The 15,921-nt window shown below is 65.6% G+C and carries 14 protein-coding genes; 7 read left to right on the top strand and 7 right to left on the bottom strand.

The window, feature by feature from the left end; genetic code table 11:
* Positions 1-100: 100 nt before the first annotated feature.
* The gene (locus AB0362_RS02915) at positions 101-1,597 is read left to right on the top strand and encodes a glutamate-cysteine ligase family protein (RefSeq protein WP_094670049.1); all 1,497 of its coding nucleotides are present in this window, start codon (positions 101-103) and stop codon (positions 1,595-1,597) included.
* Between the two features lie 44 nt (positions 1,598-1,641).
* A complete protein-coding gene (locus AB0362_RS02910) occupies positions 1,642-2,907 on the top strand; it encodes a saccharopine dehydrogenase NADP-binding domain-containing protein (RefSeq protein ID WP_366234780.1) in 1,266 nt (421 codons plus the stop codon).
* Between the two features lie 11 nt (positions 2,908-2,918).
* On the opposite strand, the gene proP is transcribed toward AB0362_RS02910, so the two are convergent.
* Positions 2,919-4,328, bottom strand: coding sequence for a glycine betaine/L-proline transporter ProP (proP, locus tag AB0362_RS02905; protein WP_366234779.1), 1,410 nt, complete (start codon positions 4,326-4,328; stop codon positions 2,919-2,921).
* Between the two features lie 287 nt (positions 4,329-4,615).
* Here proP and AB0362_RS02900 point away from each other — a divergent pair, with 287 nt between their 5' ends.
* Together AB0362_RS02900 and AB0362_RS02895 are read left to right on the top strand one after the other, a co-directional pair.
* A complete protein-coding gene (locus AB0362_RS02900) occupies positions 4,616-5,086 on the top strand; it encodes an OsmC family protein (protein WP_149405807.1) in 471 nt (156 codons plus the stop codon).
* On the top strand, positions 5,083-6,159 hold the full coding sequence (locus AB0362_RS02895) for a nucleoside hydrolase (RefSeq protein WP_149405808.1): 1,077 nt from the start codon (positions 5,083-5,085) through the stop codon (positions 6,157-6,159). Before AB0362_RS02900 ends, AB0362_RS02895 begins: the two co-directional genes overlap by 4 nt.
* Here the strand turns inward: AB0362_RS02895 and meaB are convergent.
* From meaB to mutA, 3 genes are read right to left on the bottom strand one after another with little or no spacing between them, the layout of a single operon-like run.
* Positions 6,136-7,170 (bottom strand): methylmalonyl Co-A mutase-associated GTPase MeaB, encoded by a 1,035-nt coding sequence (gene meaB, locus AB0362_RS02890; RefSeq protein ID WP_366234778.1) that lies wholly within the window; start codon positions 7,168-7,170, stop codon positions 6,136-6,138. The two genes, AB0362_RS02895 and meaB, sit on opposite strands and share 24 nt — an antisense overlap.
* A gap of 2 nt (positions 7,171-7,172) precedes the next feature.
* Entirely contained in the window at positions 7,173-9,458 is a 2,286-nt protein-coding gene (gene scpA, locus AB0362_RS02885; RefSeq protein ID WP_366234777.1) for a methylmalonyl-CoA mutase, read from the bottom strand.
* Position 9,459: 1 nt separating this feature from the next.
* Positions 9,460-11,343, bottom strand: a complete 1,884-nt coding sequence (gene mutA, locus AB0362_RS02880; protein WP_366234776.1) for a methylmalonyl-CoA mutase small subunit — start codon at positions 11,341-11,343, stop codon at positions 9,460-9,462.
* Between the two features lie 170 nt (positions 11,344-11,513).
* Here mutA and AB0362_RS02875 point away from each other — a divergent pair, with 170 nt between their 5' ends.
* The 3 genes from AB0362_RS02875 to AB0362_RS02865 are packed head-to-tail and all read left to right on the top strand — an operon-like array spanning position 11,514 to position 13,367.
* Positions 11,514-12,212 carry a TVP38/TMEM64 family protein gene (locus AB0362_RS02875; protein ID WP_366234775.1) on the top strand — a complete coding sequence of 233 codons (699 nt, stop codon included), beginning with the start codon at positions 11,514-11,516 and terminating at the stop codon, positions 12,210-12,212.
* A 49-nt stretch (positions 12,213-12,261) separates the two neighbouring features.
* A complete protein-coding gene (locus AB0362_RS02870; RefSeq protein WP_094641852.1) occupies positions 12,262-12,861 on the top strand; it encodes a hypothetical protein in 600 nt (199 codons plus the stop codon).
* Positions 12,858-13,367: a hypothetical protein gene (locus tag AB0362_RS02865; RefSeq protein ID WP_366234774.1), complete on the top strand. Its 510-nt coding sequence runs from the start codon at positions 12,858-12,860 to the stop codon at positions 13,365-13,367. Before AB0362_RS02870 ends, AB0362_RS02865 begins: the two co-directional genes overlap by 4 nt.
* Positions 13,368-13,379: 12 nt before the next feature.
* Here the strand turns inward: AB0362_RS02865 and AB0362_RS02860 are convergent, their stop codons facing one another.
* The 3 genes from AB0362_RS02860 to AB0362_RS02850 are packed head-to-tail and all read right to left on the bottom strand — an operon-like array spanning position 13,380 to position 15,863.
* Positions 13,380-14,564 (bottom strand): SPFH domain-containing protein, encoded by a 1,185-nt coding sequence (locus tag AB0362_RS02860; RefSeq protein WP_068050491.1) that lies wholly within the window; start codon positions 14,562-14,564, stop codon positions 13,380-13,382.
* Positions 14,565-14,567: 3 nt separating this feature from the next.
* Positions 14,568-14,999, bottom strand: coding sequence for an NfeD family protein (locus AB0362_RS02855; RefSeq protein ID WP_032378478.1), 432 nt, complete (start codon positions 14,997-14,999; stop codon positions 14,568-14,570).
* Between the two features lie 54 nt (positions 15,000-15,053).
* Positions 15,054-15,863 (bottom strand): DUF3097 domain-containing protein, encoded by an 810-nt coding sequence (locus AB0362_RS02850; RefSeq protein WP_149406020.1) that lies wholly within the window; start codon positions 15,861-15,863, stop codon positions 15,054-15,056.
* Positions 15,864-15,921: the final 58 nt, after the last annotated feature.

The following is a 15,921-nucleotide window of genomic DNA, read 5'->3' as shown; positions in this document are numbered from 1 at the left end:
GCGTGCGTGCCCGTCGGTGAACGTGGGCTGCGATACTCGTAAGCCGAAGTCGTTGCGCGCGAGCGAACGGCCCTTCTTCACGCACCGATAGGCGGGCACCATGGGCGAGGACGTCGAGCGCCGTAAGTTCACCAGGCAGGACCGGCACGAGTTTCGCCAGAAGGTACAGGACTGTCTCGATGCCCTGGCGATCATGTTGGCCGACGAGACCTTCCACGTCGGTGAACCGCAGATCGGCATGGAGATCGAGCTCAATCTCGTCGACGACGACATGGAGCCGTCGATGGCCAACGCGGCGGTGCTCGACGCCATCGCCGACCCCGACTATCAAACCGAGCTCGGCCAGTTCAACATCGAGATCAACGTCGACCCTCGGCCACTGCGCGGTGCCTCGATCGCCGAGTTGGAGACGGACCTGCGCAGATCGCTGAATGCAGCGGACGAACGCGCCCGCACCTCGGGTAGTCGTCTCGCCATGATCGGCATGCTCCCGACTCTGGACGAGGAGCACTTCGAGCATCGGTGGCTCTCGGCGAATCCGCGCTACGACCTCCTCAATCAACAGATCTTCGCCGCGCGCGGCGAGGACATCGAACTGAAGATCGGCGGAGTTCGGCTGCCGGGTGCCGCTGCCGCCGAGGACCTGGACATCGTGACCGACACGATCCTGCCCGAGGCGGCCTGCACGTCGGTTCAGCTGCACCTACAGGTGGCTCCGGACGAGTTCGCGTCGTATTGGAATGCAGCGCAAGCCCTTTCGGGTGTACAGGTGGCGCTCGCCGCCAACTCGCCGTTCTTCGCCGGACGCGCGCTGTGGCACGAAACCCGTATTCCGTTGTTCGAGCAGGCCACCGACACCAGGCCGCAGGAGCTCAAGAATCAGGGAGTCCGGCCGCGGGTGTGGTTCGGCGAACGGTGGATCACGTCGATCTTCGATCTGTTCGAGGAGAATTCGCGTTACTTCCCTGCGTTGCTGCCCGTCTGCAGCGAGGAGGATCCCAAGGCTGCGCTGGCCGAGGGCAAGACACCGTCGCTGTCCGAACTGCGCATGCACAACGGAACCGTCTACCGGTGGAACCGGCCGATCTACGACCGGTCCGGCGACGGCCACCACATCCGGCTCGAGAATCGCGTTCTGCCGGCCGGACCGTCGGTGGTCGACACCCTCGCGGACGCGGCGTTCTACTACGGAACCGTCCGCGCGCTGGCCGATGCCGACCGCCCGCTGTGGTCGCAGATGTCGTTCGACGCCGCCGAGGAGAACGTGCACTCCGCCGCCCGCGGCGGATTCGATTCGATGCTCTACTGGCCCGAGGTGGGCTGGGTGAGTCCGCAGGAACTGGTGCTGCGTCGGCTGCTGCCCCTGGCCGACGCCGGATTGGCCGCCTACGGCGTGGACGCGGCGGTCCGCGACCGCTATCTGGGGGTGATCGAGGCGCGGTGCCTGGCCAAGCAGTCCGGCTCGGTATGGCAGCGCAACGCCGTCGTCGCCCGTGAACGCGCCGGTGAGAAGCGCGATCGCGCACTCGCAGGAATGCTCGGTGATTACGTCACCCTCATGAATGCCGGAGAACCCGTGCACACCTGGACGAACTGACGGCGCGTCGACTCGCCGGGGTGACCCGCGTTAGTGTCGCTGGTATGAATTCGCCTGCATCCGACTCGACCATCGGCCCCGATCGCACTCACGACATCGTCGTCTACGGCGTCACCGGCTTCGTCGGGAAATTGACGGCGAAGTACCTCGCCGAGCATGCACCGGCAGACACCCGCATCGCCCTCGCCGGGCGCTCTACGGCGAGGGTGGAGGCCGCCAGGAAAGAACTGGGCTCCAGGGCTCAGCAGTGGTCCGTTCTCGAGGCCGACGCCACCGACCTCGCATCGCTCGAGGACATGGCCCGATCGACCCGAGTCGTCATCACCACGGTCGGTCCCTACGCCAAGTACGGCTTGGAATTGGCAACGGCGTGCGCCGAGGCCGGGACGGACTACGTCGACCTCACCGGCGAGGTCCTGTTCGCTCGCGAGAGCATCGATGCCAACCACGAGATCGCTCAGCGCACCGGGGCCCGCATCGTTCACTCGTGCGGCTTCGATTCCATCCCGTCCGACATCGGCGTACACGCGCTGTACGAGGCCGTCACCGCAGACAACGCCGGTGAGCTGACCGACACGACCCTGGTGGTGACGTCGATGTCCGGTGGGGTCAGCGGCGGCACCATCGACTCGCTGCGCGGGCAGATCGAGGCGATGAAGAAGGACAAGCGGGCCCGACGCATCGCCGCGCGGCCGTACTCGCTCAGTCCCGATCGCGGCCTCGAGCCGCAACTCGGTCGCCAACTCGACACCGTGCTGATCGACGGCAAGAAGATCGACCCGAGCCTGCGTGGCTGGAAAGCTCCCTTCGTGATGGCCTCGTACAACACACGAGTCGTCCGGCGCACCAATGCACTCCGCGACTGGGCCTACGGCAAGCAGTTTCGCTACAGCGAGGTGATGAGCGTTGGCTCGTCGTTCGCCAGCCCTGTCCTCGCCGGTGCTCTGTCTGCCGGGCTGTTCGTCGGCGTGTCTGCGATGACTGTGCTTCCGGCCAAGGTGCTCGACCGCATTCTGCCCAAGCCGGGCACCGGCCCCAGTGAAAAAGCCCGCGAGAAGGGACATTTCACGGTCGACCTGTACACCCTCACCACGTCGGGGGCTCGCTACCGGGCCCGGGTCAAGGCCTCGGGAGACCCCGGCTACAAGGCCACCGCCGTCATGCTGGCGGAGTCGGCACTCGCGCTCGTGTACGGCGGCGACGCCTTGCCGAAGGCCGCAGGAGTTCTCACTCCCGCCACTGCGATCGGCGACGTTCTCGTCGATCGTCTCAATGCTGCCGGAATGGAGATCTGGGCCAAGCGGAACTGATCGACCGCGAACTACGACCGCGGGGAGGCCGAGGACAGCTCGGAGTAGAGCTCCTCGGCCTCCGCGGTCGAGTCGACCTGTGGCGGTGAGCCTTCCAACGGTTGGGTGGCGGACTCGCGCAGAAACCCGACCGCGACGAGGCCGATAACACCGCTCACGACGAGGTAGTACGCAGGGATCATCGGGCTACCCGTTGCGCTGACCAACGCAGAGGTGACCAGCGGCGTCGTACCACCGAAGATCGACACCGACAGATTGAACCCGATCGACAGCGCCGCGTAGCGAATCCGGGTGGGAAACAGGGCCGGTAGCGTCGATGCGCTCGGTGCCGCGAAACAGGCCAGGACGAGGCCCAGCAGCACGCATGCGATCAGCGGCCCCAGCAACCCACTGCTGCGCAGCAACAGGAAGCACGGCACTGCGAGAACGATCTGTCCGACGGCACCGAAGACGAACACCGGTTTGCGGCCGATTCGATCGGTCAGCCTGCCGACACCCACGATGACACTCACCACGACGACCATCGCCGACAGGACGAGCAAGTCGGCGCTGAGCTGACTGCGGCCGACGACCTCGGTGAAGTACGTGGGTAGATACGACGTCACCATGTAGTTGGTCACGTTGTACAGCAACACGATTCCCATGCAGATCAACAGAGCCCGCCAATGGTCGGTGAAGATCTTTCCGATCGACCTCCGACCGCTCTCCTGCGCCTTGACCTTGCTGTCGTGTTCGTCGAGTTGTTTGCGGAACGCAGGCGTGTCTTCCAGCTTGAGCCGCAGGTACAGCCCGATCAGACCCATCGGTCCTGCGACGAAGAACGGTATGCGCCAGCCCCATTCGACCATCGTGGCGTCACCCAACACCGCGTTGAGGATCGTCACCAAGCCCGAGCCCATGGCATAACCGACGAAAGTGCCGAAGTCGAGCCAACTACCGAGAAAACCACGACGCTTGTCCGGGGAGTACTCGGCGATGAACGTCGTGGCACCGCCGTACTCGCCGCCGGTGGAAAAGCCTTGGACCAGGCGCGCGACGAGTAGAAGAATCGGTGCCCAGATCCCGATGGTCGCGTAACTGGGGATGAGTCCGACGGCCAGCGTGCCGATCGCCATCATGATCATCGTCGCGGCGAGTACCTTCTGCCGCCCGATTCGGTCCCCCAGTGGTCCGAAGAACAGGCCTCCGAGTGGACGGACGACGAACGCTGCCGCGAACGTGGCGAATGTCGAGATGAGCTGCACTGCGGGCGTGGCGTCGGGGTAGAACACCTTGCCCAATGTCGCGGCCAGGTAGCCGTACACACCGAAGTCGAACCACTCCATCGTGTTGCCGAGAGCAGCTGCCGACACCGCACGCTTGAGCATCGGCTGATCGACGACGGTGATGCTCTCCTGCGACAGCGCCGGCTTCCTGCGCATTCGGTTCGTGAACGCGTCGCGTCGAAGAAGCTGGACGTGTCGATGTCCCCACCGCGTGTGCTGCGGGGTTGTCTCAGGCTCTCGGGCTACGGTCATTCCAGCAACGTTAGCCAGACAAACGATGTGATTTCAAACGACCGAACTCGGTCTACCGATGTTCCTCCAGGTGAACGGCAGGACGTCGAATGTGCCACACCACGTTGACAATTGGAGCAATTCGGCCAATCCGGACAGAGACCGTCGCGGGGCAACGACACCGATCGACGCACAGCTGGCAGGATGGACCCGTGCCGAACCACAACTACGGACTCACGGTGAACTGGACGGGCAACCGCGGCGTCGGTACCACCGGTGCCGCCGCCTACGACCGCGATCACATCGTCTCGGCACCCGGCAAGCCCGACCTCCACGCGAGCTCCGATCCGAGCTTTCGCGGCAACCCCGCACGCTGGAATCCCGAGGAGATGCTCGTCGCCTCGCTGTCCAGTTGCCACATGCTGTGGTACCTCGGGCTCGCCGCCGCCTCGGGAGTGGTCGTCACCGACTACACCGACTCCCCCACCGGAGTGATGACCGAGCAATCCGACGGTTCGGGTCAGTTCGTCGAGGTCACCCTCGCTCCGGTCGTGACCGTCGTGGACCCGTCGATGGTGCCGCGCGCCGAGAAACTGCACGCATCGGCGTCTTCGAAGTGCTTCATCGCGCGATCGGTCAACTTTCCGGTGCGGCACACCCCGACGACGGAGGTGGCGTCGTGACCGTCCCCTTGATCGTCGACGTGGACACCGGAATCGACGATTCTCTCGCCTTGCTCTACTTGCTCGCCAGCGAGGATGCCGAGGTCCTCGGCATCGCATCCACCGCGGGCAATGTGCCGGTGAACCAGGTTGCCGCGAACAATCTCGCCTGGCTCGACCTGTGCCGCGCGGGCGATGTCGAGGTCTCGCTCGGCGCACAGGTACCCCTCGTGGCACCACTGATGACCACCGAGGACACCCACGGTCCGCAGGGCATCGGGTACGCGGAGCTTATGGTGTCGACGCGGCCGCTGTCCGACCGGGACGCCACCACGATGTGGGTGGAGCTGGTTCGTTCGCGGCCGGGCGAGATCACCGGACTGGTCACCGGTCCGCTGACCAATCTCGCTCTGGCGATCCGTCGGGATCCCGAGCTACCTCGACTGTTGAAGCGACTGGTGTTGATGGGCGGCGCATTTCAGCACCAGGGCAACACGACGCCGACCAGCGAGTGGAACATCGCCGTCGACCCCGAGGCCGCCGCGGAGGTGTTCGCGGCCTTCTCCGGACTACCGCCGGAACGCCATCCCATCGTCTGCGCGCTCGACATCACCGAGACCGTCGAAATGACCCCCGAACACATCCGGCGTCTTGCCGAACGCGCCGGAAGCGTTCCGGCCGAATCGATCTCGTCGAGCGATGCTCCGGGTGTCCGATCGATCGCGTCGAACCCGATCGTGCGGCACTTCTCCGACGCGGTGCGGTTCTACCTGGAATTCCATCGCGATCACGATCAAGGCTTCCTGGCGCACATGCACGATCCGTTTGCGGCCGCTGTCGCGCTGGACGCGGACATCGCCACCTACCGGCACGCGACCGTCGACGTCGAACTCGTCGGAACCCTCACACGGGGAACGACAGTGGCCGACTGGCGCGGGATGTGGGGCAAGGCCCCCAATGCCGCGATCGCCATGCACACCGATCCCGAGGCATTCTTCGACCGCTTGATCGAACGGGTCGGAGCGCTCGCCGCCCGGCTCTACCCCGCGGTATCGGCGGGCGGAGGAGATTCAGGAATCGAAGGCGTCGAGTAGTTCCTGCGCGGCCAACGCGGCGGTCAGCGAACCGTCTCGCACCCGGGCCTCGACGTCGCCGCGTATCGCCTTGACGGAGGGATTCTGCGCCAGCCTTCGTAGCAGTTGGTCGTTGACCATCGTCCACGTCCAATCGACCTGCTGCTTGCGACGCTTCTCGGCGAATTTGCCTGCGTCACTGAGTACTTGCTGATGACGCAGCACGGTGTCCCAGTACTCGTCGAGTCCGGTGCCCTCGATGGCACTCATCGTCAACACCGGGGGCTTCCAGATCGCGTCGTGCGGATAGATCAGCCGCAGCGCGCCCGCCAGTTCCCGCGCCGCGTTCTTCGCGTCGGTCGCGTGCTTGCCGTCGGCCTTGTTGACGGCCACCAGATCGGCGAGTTCGAGAACGCCCTTCTTGATGCCCTGCAACTGATCTCCGGTGCGCGCGAGCGTCAGGAACGTGAAGCAGTCGACCATGTTCGCGACCGTCACCTCGGACTGCCCGACGCCCACCGTCTCCACCAGAATGACGTCGAAACCTGCCGCTTCGAGGAGCACGATCGTCTCTCGCGTCGCACGTGCGACCCCGCCCAGGGTTCCCGACGTCGGAGACGGCCGAATGTATGCGTTCTCCTGCACGGCGAGACGCGACATCCGGGTCTTGTCACCCAGGATGGAACCACCGGTCCGCGTCGACGACGGATCGACGGCCAGCACCGCGACTCGGTGCCCCTTCTCGATCAACCGCATTCCGAGCGCGTCGATGAAGGTCGATTTGCCGACCCCCGGCACGCCGGTGATGCCGACTCGATGGGAGCCACCGGCATCGGGCAGAACCCGCAGCAGCAACTGCTGAGCCAGGTCTCGATGATCCGATCGGGTCGACTCGACCAAGGTGATAGCACGCGCCAAACCGGATCGCTCGTTCGCTCGGACAGCGTCGGCCACCGCATCGATGTCGATGATTCGGCCTCTCGGCGACGCTGCACCGGTCGAGGAACTCGTGTTGCCGTTCGGAGAACCCATGCTCAGGCGTTGGCCTCGCGTGGTGCGTGCCCGAGCGCAACGGACAGCTTCTCCACCAGGCCGATCGCTGCGTCGGCGATGACGGTGCCCGGAGGGAAGATCGCCGCGGCACCCGCGGCGTACAGCTCGTCGAAATCGCCGGGCGGGATGACGCCACCGACGACGATCATGATGTCCTCGCGCCCGACGTCGGCCAAGGCCTGCCGCAGGGCGGGCACCAGCGTCAGGTGGCCTGCCGCCAGTGACGACACTCCGACGACGTGAACGTCGTTGTCGGCGGCCTGGCGGGCCACCTCCTCGGGGGTCTGGAACAGCGGGCCGACGTCCACGTCGAAGCCGATGTCCGCGAACGCCGTGGCGATCACCTTCTGACCGCGGTCGTGTCCGTCCTGACCCATCTTGCACACCAGGACGCGAGGCCGACGGCCCTCGTCCTCGGCGAACTGCTCGACCAGCGCGGTGGCGCGGGTGATGTTCTCGGATTTGCCTGCCTCGTCGCGATACACACCACTGATTGTCCGGATTTCGGCCTGATGGCGCCCGTAGACCTTCTCGAGCGCGTCGGAGATCTCGCCGACGGTGGCCATCTTGCGTGCCGCGTCGATGGCGAGGGCCAGCAGATTGTTCTCCATACCCGGCTGATCCGACGCCGCAGCTCTGGTCAGGTTCGCCAGAGCGGCTTCGACCTCGGCGGTGTCCCGCTCGGCCCGCAGCCGCTCGAGCTTCTCGATCTGCTCACGTCGAACCTTGGAGTTCTCGACCTTGAGCACCTCGATGGTGTCGGGCTCGTCGGGCACGTACTTGTTGACGCCCACCAGGGGCTGACGACCGGAGTCGATGCGCGCCTGCGTGCGGGCCGCGGCCTCCTCGATGCGCAGCTTGGGGATGCCCTCGCCGATGGCCTGAGCCATGCCGCCTGCTTCCTCGACCTCGGCGATGTGTGCCCGGGCCCGATTCGCGAGCTGGTGGGTGAGCCATTCGACGTAGTGCGAGCCGCCCCACGGATCGATCGGGCGAACGGTGTTGGACTCCTGAGCGATGAGCAGCTGGGTGTTGCGGGCGATTCGCGCCGAGAAGTCCGTCGGCAGGGCGAGTGCCTCGTCGAGGGCGTTGGTGTGCAGCGACTGAGTGTGGCCCTGGGTTGCGGCCATCGCCTCCACACAGGTGCGGGCGACGTTGTTGAACACGTCCTGTGCCGTCAACGACCAACCCGACGTCTGCGAATGAGTGCGCAGCGAACGGGATTTGGCGCTCTTGGGCTCGAACTGTTGGACGAGCTCGGCCCACAGCAGACGCCCGGCCCGCAGCTTGGCGACCTCCATGAAGAAGTTCATTCCGATGGCCCAGAAGAACGACAGACGCGGTGCGAACGTATCGATGTCCATGCCCGCATCCAGACCGGCCCGGATGTACTCCACACCGTCCGCGAGGGTGTACGCGAGTTCGAGATCGGCTGTGGCACCTGCTTCTTGGATGTGGTAGCCCGAGATGGAGATCGAGTTGTACTTGGGCATCTTCTCGCTGGTGTACGCGAAGATGTCCGAGATGATGCGCATCGACGGCTTGGGCGGATAGATGTAGGTGTTGCGCACCATGAACTCTTTGAGAATGTCGTTCTGGATGGTGCCGGCGAGCTTCTCCGGCCCGACGCCCTGCTCCTCGGCGGCCGCGACGTACAGCGCCAGGATCGGCAGCACCGCACCGTTCATGGTCATCGAGACCGAGACGCTGCCCAGGTCGATGCCGTCGAAAAGCTGACGCATGTCGTAGATGGAATCGATGGCGACACCGGCCATTCCGACGTCGCCCTGCACTCGCGGGTGATCGGAGTCGTAGCCGCGGTGGGTGGCCAGGTCGAACGCAACCGACAGACCCTTCTGGCCGGCCGCGAGGTTCCGACGGTAGAACGCGTTGGACTCGGCGGCGGTGGAGAAGCCCGCGTACTGACGAATCGTCCACGGCTGGTTGACGTACATCGTGGGATACGGCCCGCGAAGGAACGGCGGGGCACCCGGGTAACTGTGCAGCGGGTAGCCCTCGGCCTCGGCGGCGGCTCGATCGGCCTCGGTGAACACGGGCTTGACGTCGATGCCCTCGGGGGTGGACCACACCACCTGCTCGGGTGTGTAGAAGTTGGCCTTCGCACCCTTCTCCACGTGAGCGGCGACGTCCTCGGCCGACGGCGGCGGCGGAGTCGGCTCGTCGGGATCGACCAGTGTCACCTCGGCGAAACTGCCGATGGTGTGCGAGATTCTGCGCTCGTCGGTATTCACTTCAGGCTCGCTCATCTCAGGCTCCCAGGGTGTCGAGAAGTTCGGTCAGCACGGCGACGGCGTCGACCTTCGCGGTCAGGAATCCATCGGGACGCGAGTCACCCTCGACGCCGGTGAAGATCTTCTCGGGGCCGGCGAGCAGCACCTGCGTGACGCCTGCTGCCCGCAGTGCCTCCACGGCAGTGGCGGCCTCGTCGGCGTACCTCTTGTCGGTTCCACACACCACCGCTATAGGAGTTCCGGACGCCTCCACTGCTCCGGCAACAGCCTCGACGGTCAGCGGACCCGGGTTGACGGCCTCGATCCCGCCCGACGCCAACAGATTCGACGCGAATGTCGTCCGGACGTTGTGTTCGGCAACGCTGCCCAGCGGTACCAGAAGCACGGTCGGCCTTGAATCATGCTGAGCCAGATGAGCATCCGAGCGATCCCGCAAAGCTTCGAAAGCCCTGGCGTACCTGTACACGGTTGCCGAATCCTGCGGCTCGGTCTGCTCCGGGGTCAGTGGTGCCTCGGCCAGGTTGGGAAATTCGTTGACGCCGGTCAGCGGGGTCACTCGGTGAGCGATGTCGGAATCGCGTTCGGCGCGGGTCTTCTCGATCGCGGCCACGAGCGAACCGTCGGCGACAGCGGCACGGAATCCGCCCGACGCTTCGATGGTCTGGAAGAACTCCCAGGCCTTCGCGGCGACCGCAGCGGTCAGTTCTTCGATGTACCAGGACCCGGCACCCGGATCCAGGACCCGTCCGAGATGCGCCTCTTCGAGCAGCAGCAGCTGGGTGTTCCGGGCGATGCGTGCCGCGAACGTCTTCGACACCCCGGCTGCGCCGCCGTCGAGTGCCGCATCGAACGGGAGCACGGTCACCGCATCGGCACCGCCGACTCCCGCGCCGAACGACGCCAGCGTGGTCCGCAGCATGTTCACCCACGGATCCCGCTGCGACATCATCGCCTCCGAGGTCACCGCGTGTTGAGGAGCGTCACCGGCGTCGGGGGCTCCGCAGACCTGCGCGATGCGTGCCCACAACGTGCGAGCGGCCCGGAACTTGGCGATGGTCTGGAACTGGTCGTCGGTGGCGGAGAATCGGAACTCGATCTGTCTCAGGGCATCCGAGATGCCCGTACCGGCATCGGTCATGGACCGGAGGTACTCGAGGCCTGCGGCGATCGCAGCACCGAGCTCCTGCGCGTCGCCGCCTCCGAGATTGTGGAACACGGTGCCGTCGACGGTGATCGCACGAACTGTCTCGGTGCGACCGATCGATTCACGAACCAGTTCGAGTGCCTCGTCCATCTCGATCGACTCGGTTCCACCCAACGGCGCTGTGAGAGTGGCCGCGCCGAGTCGGATGTCGACTGCGGCGCGATCGTCGATATCGGCCGAGTCGAGCACCCCGAACACTGCTGCAGCTGCTGCCCGAACATCCCCGCGCGCATCGAGCGTCAGCGGTGCGAGCTCGAGAAACACTCCACCGAGAACCTCCGGGAGCGCAGTCGGATCCACACCACCGGTGCCGACCGTCAACCACAGAGCGCTGGTGCCGTTGGAGAGGGAATCGAGTATCTGCGTGTTGAGGGTCGACGCGTCGTCGGCACCGTCGCCGCGGACCGAGCCGTGGCGGGTGCACACCTTCCAGCCGGCGTTGACGTCGCGGTGGGGGTCGCGGCCCCGCAAGTAGGGAAATTGCCCCGGCAGTGGACCTTCCGGGCGCTCGTCGAACGCGGTGTACAGCGGGGACACGGTGACCCCGTCGTACGTCGTCGAATCGAGTAGATGTTCGGCGTCGGCGGGCAGATCGGCCACCTCGACCCGACGAGATTTGGCCAGGACACCGGCCACTGCCTTCTGCCAGGCCGCATGAGCGCTGCGTGCGGCATCTTCGTGCGACGCGATGGACACGTGTGCTGCTCCCTCGGTTCGGCGGGTAGTCCTGCGCCCGACTTGAAGTGATGCTAACCCCACCGCCTTGCAGGTTATCGTGAGGATCACCTCACGTTCGGTAGGACGGCTCAGCTCTCGCACTCGCCGAAACACCGAGGTGTCGTCTCGCGCCGGTACGCTGGTCTCTCGTGACCCGGCACCTGCGTGACGTTCGACTGATCGCGCTGCTGGCGGTTGTTGCCGTCTTCGCTCTCGTGGCGGTGTTCGCTCCCCATCCGAGTGTCGAACAGATTCGCGATTGGGGCACCTCCGTCGGCCCGGCATTCCCGCTCGTGTTCTTCGGCGTGCACGCGATCGTGACCGTCGCACCCGTCCCGAGAACACTGTTCACGCTCAGCGCAGGAGTGCTGTTCGGGCCCCTGACCGGATTGGCGGTCACCATCGGCGCGTCGACGGTCAGTGCGATTCTGGCTCTGCTGTTGGTCCGCGCGATAGGTCGAGAAGCCGTGGCAGCGCGGATGTCGCACTCGGTCCTGGATTCGGTGGACGAGAGTCTGCGGCGGCGCGGATGGCTGGCCGTCGGCTCTCTACGCCTGATAGCGCCGGTGCCGTTCTCGGTGGTGAACTACGCGTGTGGCGTGTCGGCGGTTCGGCCCGTCCCGTTCGCGCTGGCGACGGCCGTCGGGATGCTGCCGGGCACTCTCGGAATCGTCGTGATCGGCGGAGCGATCGGGGGCGAGACACATCCGGCGCTGCTGGTGCTGTCCGCGGTCTGTATCGCGATCGGCCTCAGTGGGCTGGTCGTGGATTGGCGTCTGTCGCGCGGTTCGCGACCCGAGCCCACACCCGCGGGCAGTCGACAGGCCGGGAACCTTGATTCTGACTAATCAAGCCTTGAAGCTTGACTGGTTCACATCAACGATCTAGCCTTGTCCGATGTTCGTACTGACCGTGGACCAGCGCCGCAGTAGGCGCGATATCGATCGCGTACCCGAACTGCTCGATCGCTACCGCGACCACGAGTTGATCCGTCCCTTCGAGCGAACCGCAGGAGACGAAGTGCAAGCCGTCTGCGAGGAGGCCGCCATCGTCGTCTCGATCGCCCTCGAACTGGTGTCCACCCCGCACTGGAGCGTCGGCATCGGCATCGGCTCCGTCGAACTTCCGCTGCCCGAGACCACGCGCGCCGGACGCGGACCGGCGTTCGAGGCAGCCCGAGACGCCGTGACCAGAGCCAAGAACGCACCGGCTGCACTCGCCGTCAGCGGCCCCGACGCCGCTGCCGCCGAGGATGCGGAGACCGCATCGACCCTGGTTGCGCTGCTCGTCGGCAGGCGCTCGGACCAGGGCCGAGAAGCAGTCGAACTCATGGCTCGCGGGTTGTCGCAGACCGACGCGGCCGAACGACTGAAGATCAGCAAACAAGCCATGTCGCAACGACTCTCGGTAGCCGGCTGGCACGTCGAGAACGCGGGCCGCACCCTGGCGACTCGCTTGCTCGACACCGCGAACACGACGGAAAGCCATCGGTCATGACCGTCGCCACCCTCGTGCTGCTTGCACTGACCGCAATCGCCGCTACGGTCCCCGCCGGCACCGGAATTCGCCGATGGTTGCCCACCGCCGCCGCGTCGAGTCTGCTCGCGGCAGCGGCAGTCCTGGCCACTGTCGCCGGACCGGCCTACGGTCTCGGCCACGCCATCGGAGTGGTCCTGAGCGTCGTCGCTGCGGCCTTGGGTGGAACAGCGATGGTGCCCACCGTTTTTCGCGTCGCACGACGACGAAGCGACTCGACCGGAGAAGATCCGGTCGAGCCGCTTCGTGGTGGACTGACCATCGGCATCCTCGAACGCGTGGCCGTTGCCGTGTCGATTCTCGCCGGTTGGCCGGAAGGGATCGCCATCGTGCTGGCAGTCAAGGGACTCGCGCGCTATCCCGAACTGCGCGAATCCCATGCCTCCGAACAGTTCATCATCGGCACCTTCGCCAGCGTGCTGTGGGCCCTGGCCGCTGCCGGCGTCGGAACTGCCCTGATCAGCTGATCAAGGCGGACCTCAGCGCTGTTCCGGCTCCGCCTCGGGTGACGCCGCCAGGGCACCGAGGTCCAGCCCTTTGGAGAGTTCGGGAGACGCAGCCAGCGACGTGTCGACCGGCTTGCGCGCCACTGCTTCTGCCGCCTTGACCGCCTCGGCGACCGCCGGATCGGTCTTGGTCTCGAACCATTCGGCGACCTCGTCGGAGTCGTCCTCCGGCTTGGGCTCGTTGCCCGCCGACTCGTTGGGCTCGTAGCGGAAGACACCGTCCTCGCCGGGCGCACCGAGGGTCTTGGCGAAGCCCTTGAGCGCATCGCCGAAATCGCTCGGAATCATCCACACCTTGTTCGCATCGCCCTGCGCCATCTGCGGCAGGGTCTGCATGTACTGGTACGCGAGCAACTCGGGGGTCGGCTTGCCGGCCTTGATGGCACCGAACACCTTCTCGATGGCCTTGGCCTGGCCCTGGGCCTCGAGATACTTCGCAGCTCGATCACCCTGCGCCCGCAGGATGCGGGACTGCCGCTCACCCTCGGCGGTGAGGATGGACGCTTGCTTGCCACCCTCTGCCGCGAGAATCCGACTCTGCTTGTCGCCCTCGGCGGTCTTGATCGCCGATTCGCGATGGCCCTCGGCAGTGAGGATGGTCGCTCGCTTCTCGCGATCGGCCTTCATCTGCTTCTCCATCGATTCCTGGATCGAGGGCGGCGGATCGATGCTCTTGAGCTCCACTCGGGCCACTCGCAGACCCCAGCGGCCGGTCGCCTCGTCCAGCACGACGCGGAGTTGACCGTTGATCGAATCACGCGAGGTGAGCGTCTCCTCCAGCGTCATTCCGCCGACGACGTTACGCAGTGTGGTGGTCGTCAACTGCTCGACGCCGACGATGTAGTTGTTGATCTCGTACACGGCCGATTGCGGGTTCGTCACCTGGAAGTACACGACGGTGTCGATCGACACGGTCAGGTTGTCCTTGGTGATCACCGGCTGCGGGGGAAACGACACGACCCGCTCGCGCAGGTCGACCTTGGCGCGGATGCGGTCGACGAACGGCACGAGGAACGTGAGCTGTCCGGACACGGTGCGTGTGTAGCGGCCCAGCCGTTCGATGACGGCGGCCTCGGCTTGCGGGACGATCGAGATGGACTTGGCCATCAACACCGCAACGAACGCGACGATGACAGCCAGTGCGATGAGTGCTTCCACTGGCTACGGTCCCTTCCATACGACGGCGGTAGCGCCGTCAATTTCCATCACGGTCACGGTGGTGCCAGGGGCATAGACCTCGGTCTCGTCGAGAGGACGAGCCGTCCACACCTCACCACCGAGCTTGATCTGGCCTTCGTGGGCAGTGACCTGTTCGAGAACGACCGCACTCTTACCGGTGAGCGCCGCCATGCCCATCGGGGTATCGGGCGGATTCGCGAAGCGCCGCAACAGAATCGGCCTCAACCCGAGCACCAACGCCAGTGACAGGACACCGAAGACGATCGCATCGGCCCACACCGGGAAATCCGTCAGAGCAGAGACACCGGCAGTGCCGAGCGCACCGCCGGCAATCATCAGAAGAAAGAAGTCGCCCGTCAGTGCCTCGGCACCGGCGAGCACCACTGCCGCTATGAGCCAAATGATCGCTGCCACAGCCTCCATACAATCATGAATCGGACAATTGCCGGTGCGTTGCTGGACACAGCCCTACTCGGTCACGAAGTCGACCAATTGTTCGACGGCACCGATCAACGGTGCCTCGAGATCCCGAAAGCTCGACACCGACGAATACACCCGACGCCACCCCTCCCTGGGAGTACCCCACCCCAGCTCTCGGCAGATCCCGGTCTTCCAATCCTCGCCGCGCGGAATCTTCGGCCACGCAGCGATTCCCACGGCCGCAGGCTTCACCGCTTCCCAGACGTCGATGAACGGATGACCGGTGACCAACACGTGCTCACCCAGCGACCTCGTCAGCTTCGACTCCTTGGACCCGGTCACCAGATGATCCACCAGCACTCCGACGCGACGGCCGGGGCCAGGACCGAAATCGGCCAACCGCTCCCCCAGATTGTCCAGACCCTCCAGATGTTCGACGACCACGCCCTCCACCCGAAGATCGTGTCCCCACACACTTTCCACCAGGGCCGCGTCGTGCACGCCCTCGACCCAGATGCGGCTGGCACGGGCCGTCCGTGCCCGCAGCCCCTCGACTTTTGTCGACCCGGACGCGGAGCGCGTCTGCTGCGGCGTTGCAGCGGCAGGCTTCGGACGCACCAGAGTCACCCGGCGTCCGTCGATCAGGAATGCCGCCTCGCGCAGGGCGAACAGCCGCGTCGTTCGGGCACCGTCCTCGAGACGGACGAAATCTCCGTCGTAGGTGCGCTCGAAGCCGACCACGGCACCGCAGTACCCGGTACCGGCATCTTCGACGACCAATCCACGGTCGGCCGACACCTCCGGTGCCGGAACCTTGCGCATGCGACTGTGCCCTCTGAGAATGTCTCCGCCGTACATGTCGTTCACGGCGACCAACGCTAGCGACACCGGCGTCTCCAGCACGGTTCGCCACGCC

This window comes from Rhodococcus sp. NPDC079359, assembly GCF_040702585.1.
In the GTDB taxonomy this organism is placed as follows: domain Bacteria; phylum Actinomycetota; class Actinomycetes; order Mycobacteriales; family Mycobacteriaceae; genus Rhodococcoides.
The sequence above is the reverse complement of the archived record's forward strand: the minus strand, read 5'-3'. Positions and strand labels throughout refer to the sequence as shown.

Bases quoted from the DNA above. Each gene is read 5' to 3' on its own strand.
- AB0362_RS02910 (WP_366234780.1), top strand. From the start codon at position 1,642: ATGAATTCGCCTGCATCCGACTCGACCATCGGCCCCGATCGCACTCAC.
- AB0362_RS02850 (WP_149406020.1), bottom strand. From the start codon at position 15,863: ATGTACGGCGGAGACATTCTCAGAGGGCACAGTCGCATGCGCAAGGTT.
- meaB (WP_366234778.1), bottom strand. From the start codon at position 7,170: ATGGGTTCTCCGAACGGCAACACGAGTTCCTCGACCGGTGCAGCGTCG.
- AB0362_RS02915 (WP_094670049.1), top strand. From the start codon at position 101: ATGGGCGAGGACGTCGAGCGCCGTAAGTTCACCAGGCAGGACCGGCAC.
- AB0362_RS02865 (WP_366234774.1), top strand. From the start codon at position 12,858: ATGACCGTCGCCACCCTCGTGCTGCTTGCACTGACCGCAATCGCCGCT.
- scpA (WP_366234777.1), bottom strand. From the start codon at position 9,458: ATGAGCGAGCCTGAAGTGAATACCGACGAGCGCAGAATCTCGCACACC.
- proP (WP_366234779.1), bottom strand. From the start codon at position 4,328: ATGCGCAGGAAGCCGGCGCTGTCGCAGGAGAGCATCACCGTCGTCGAT.
- AB0362_RS02870 (WP_094641852.1), top strand. From the start codon at position 12,262: ATGTTCGTACTGACCGTGGACCAGCGCCGCAGTAGGCGCGATATCGAT.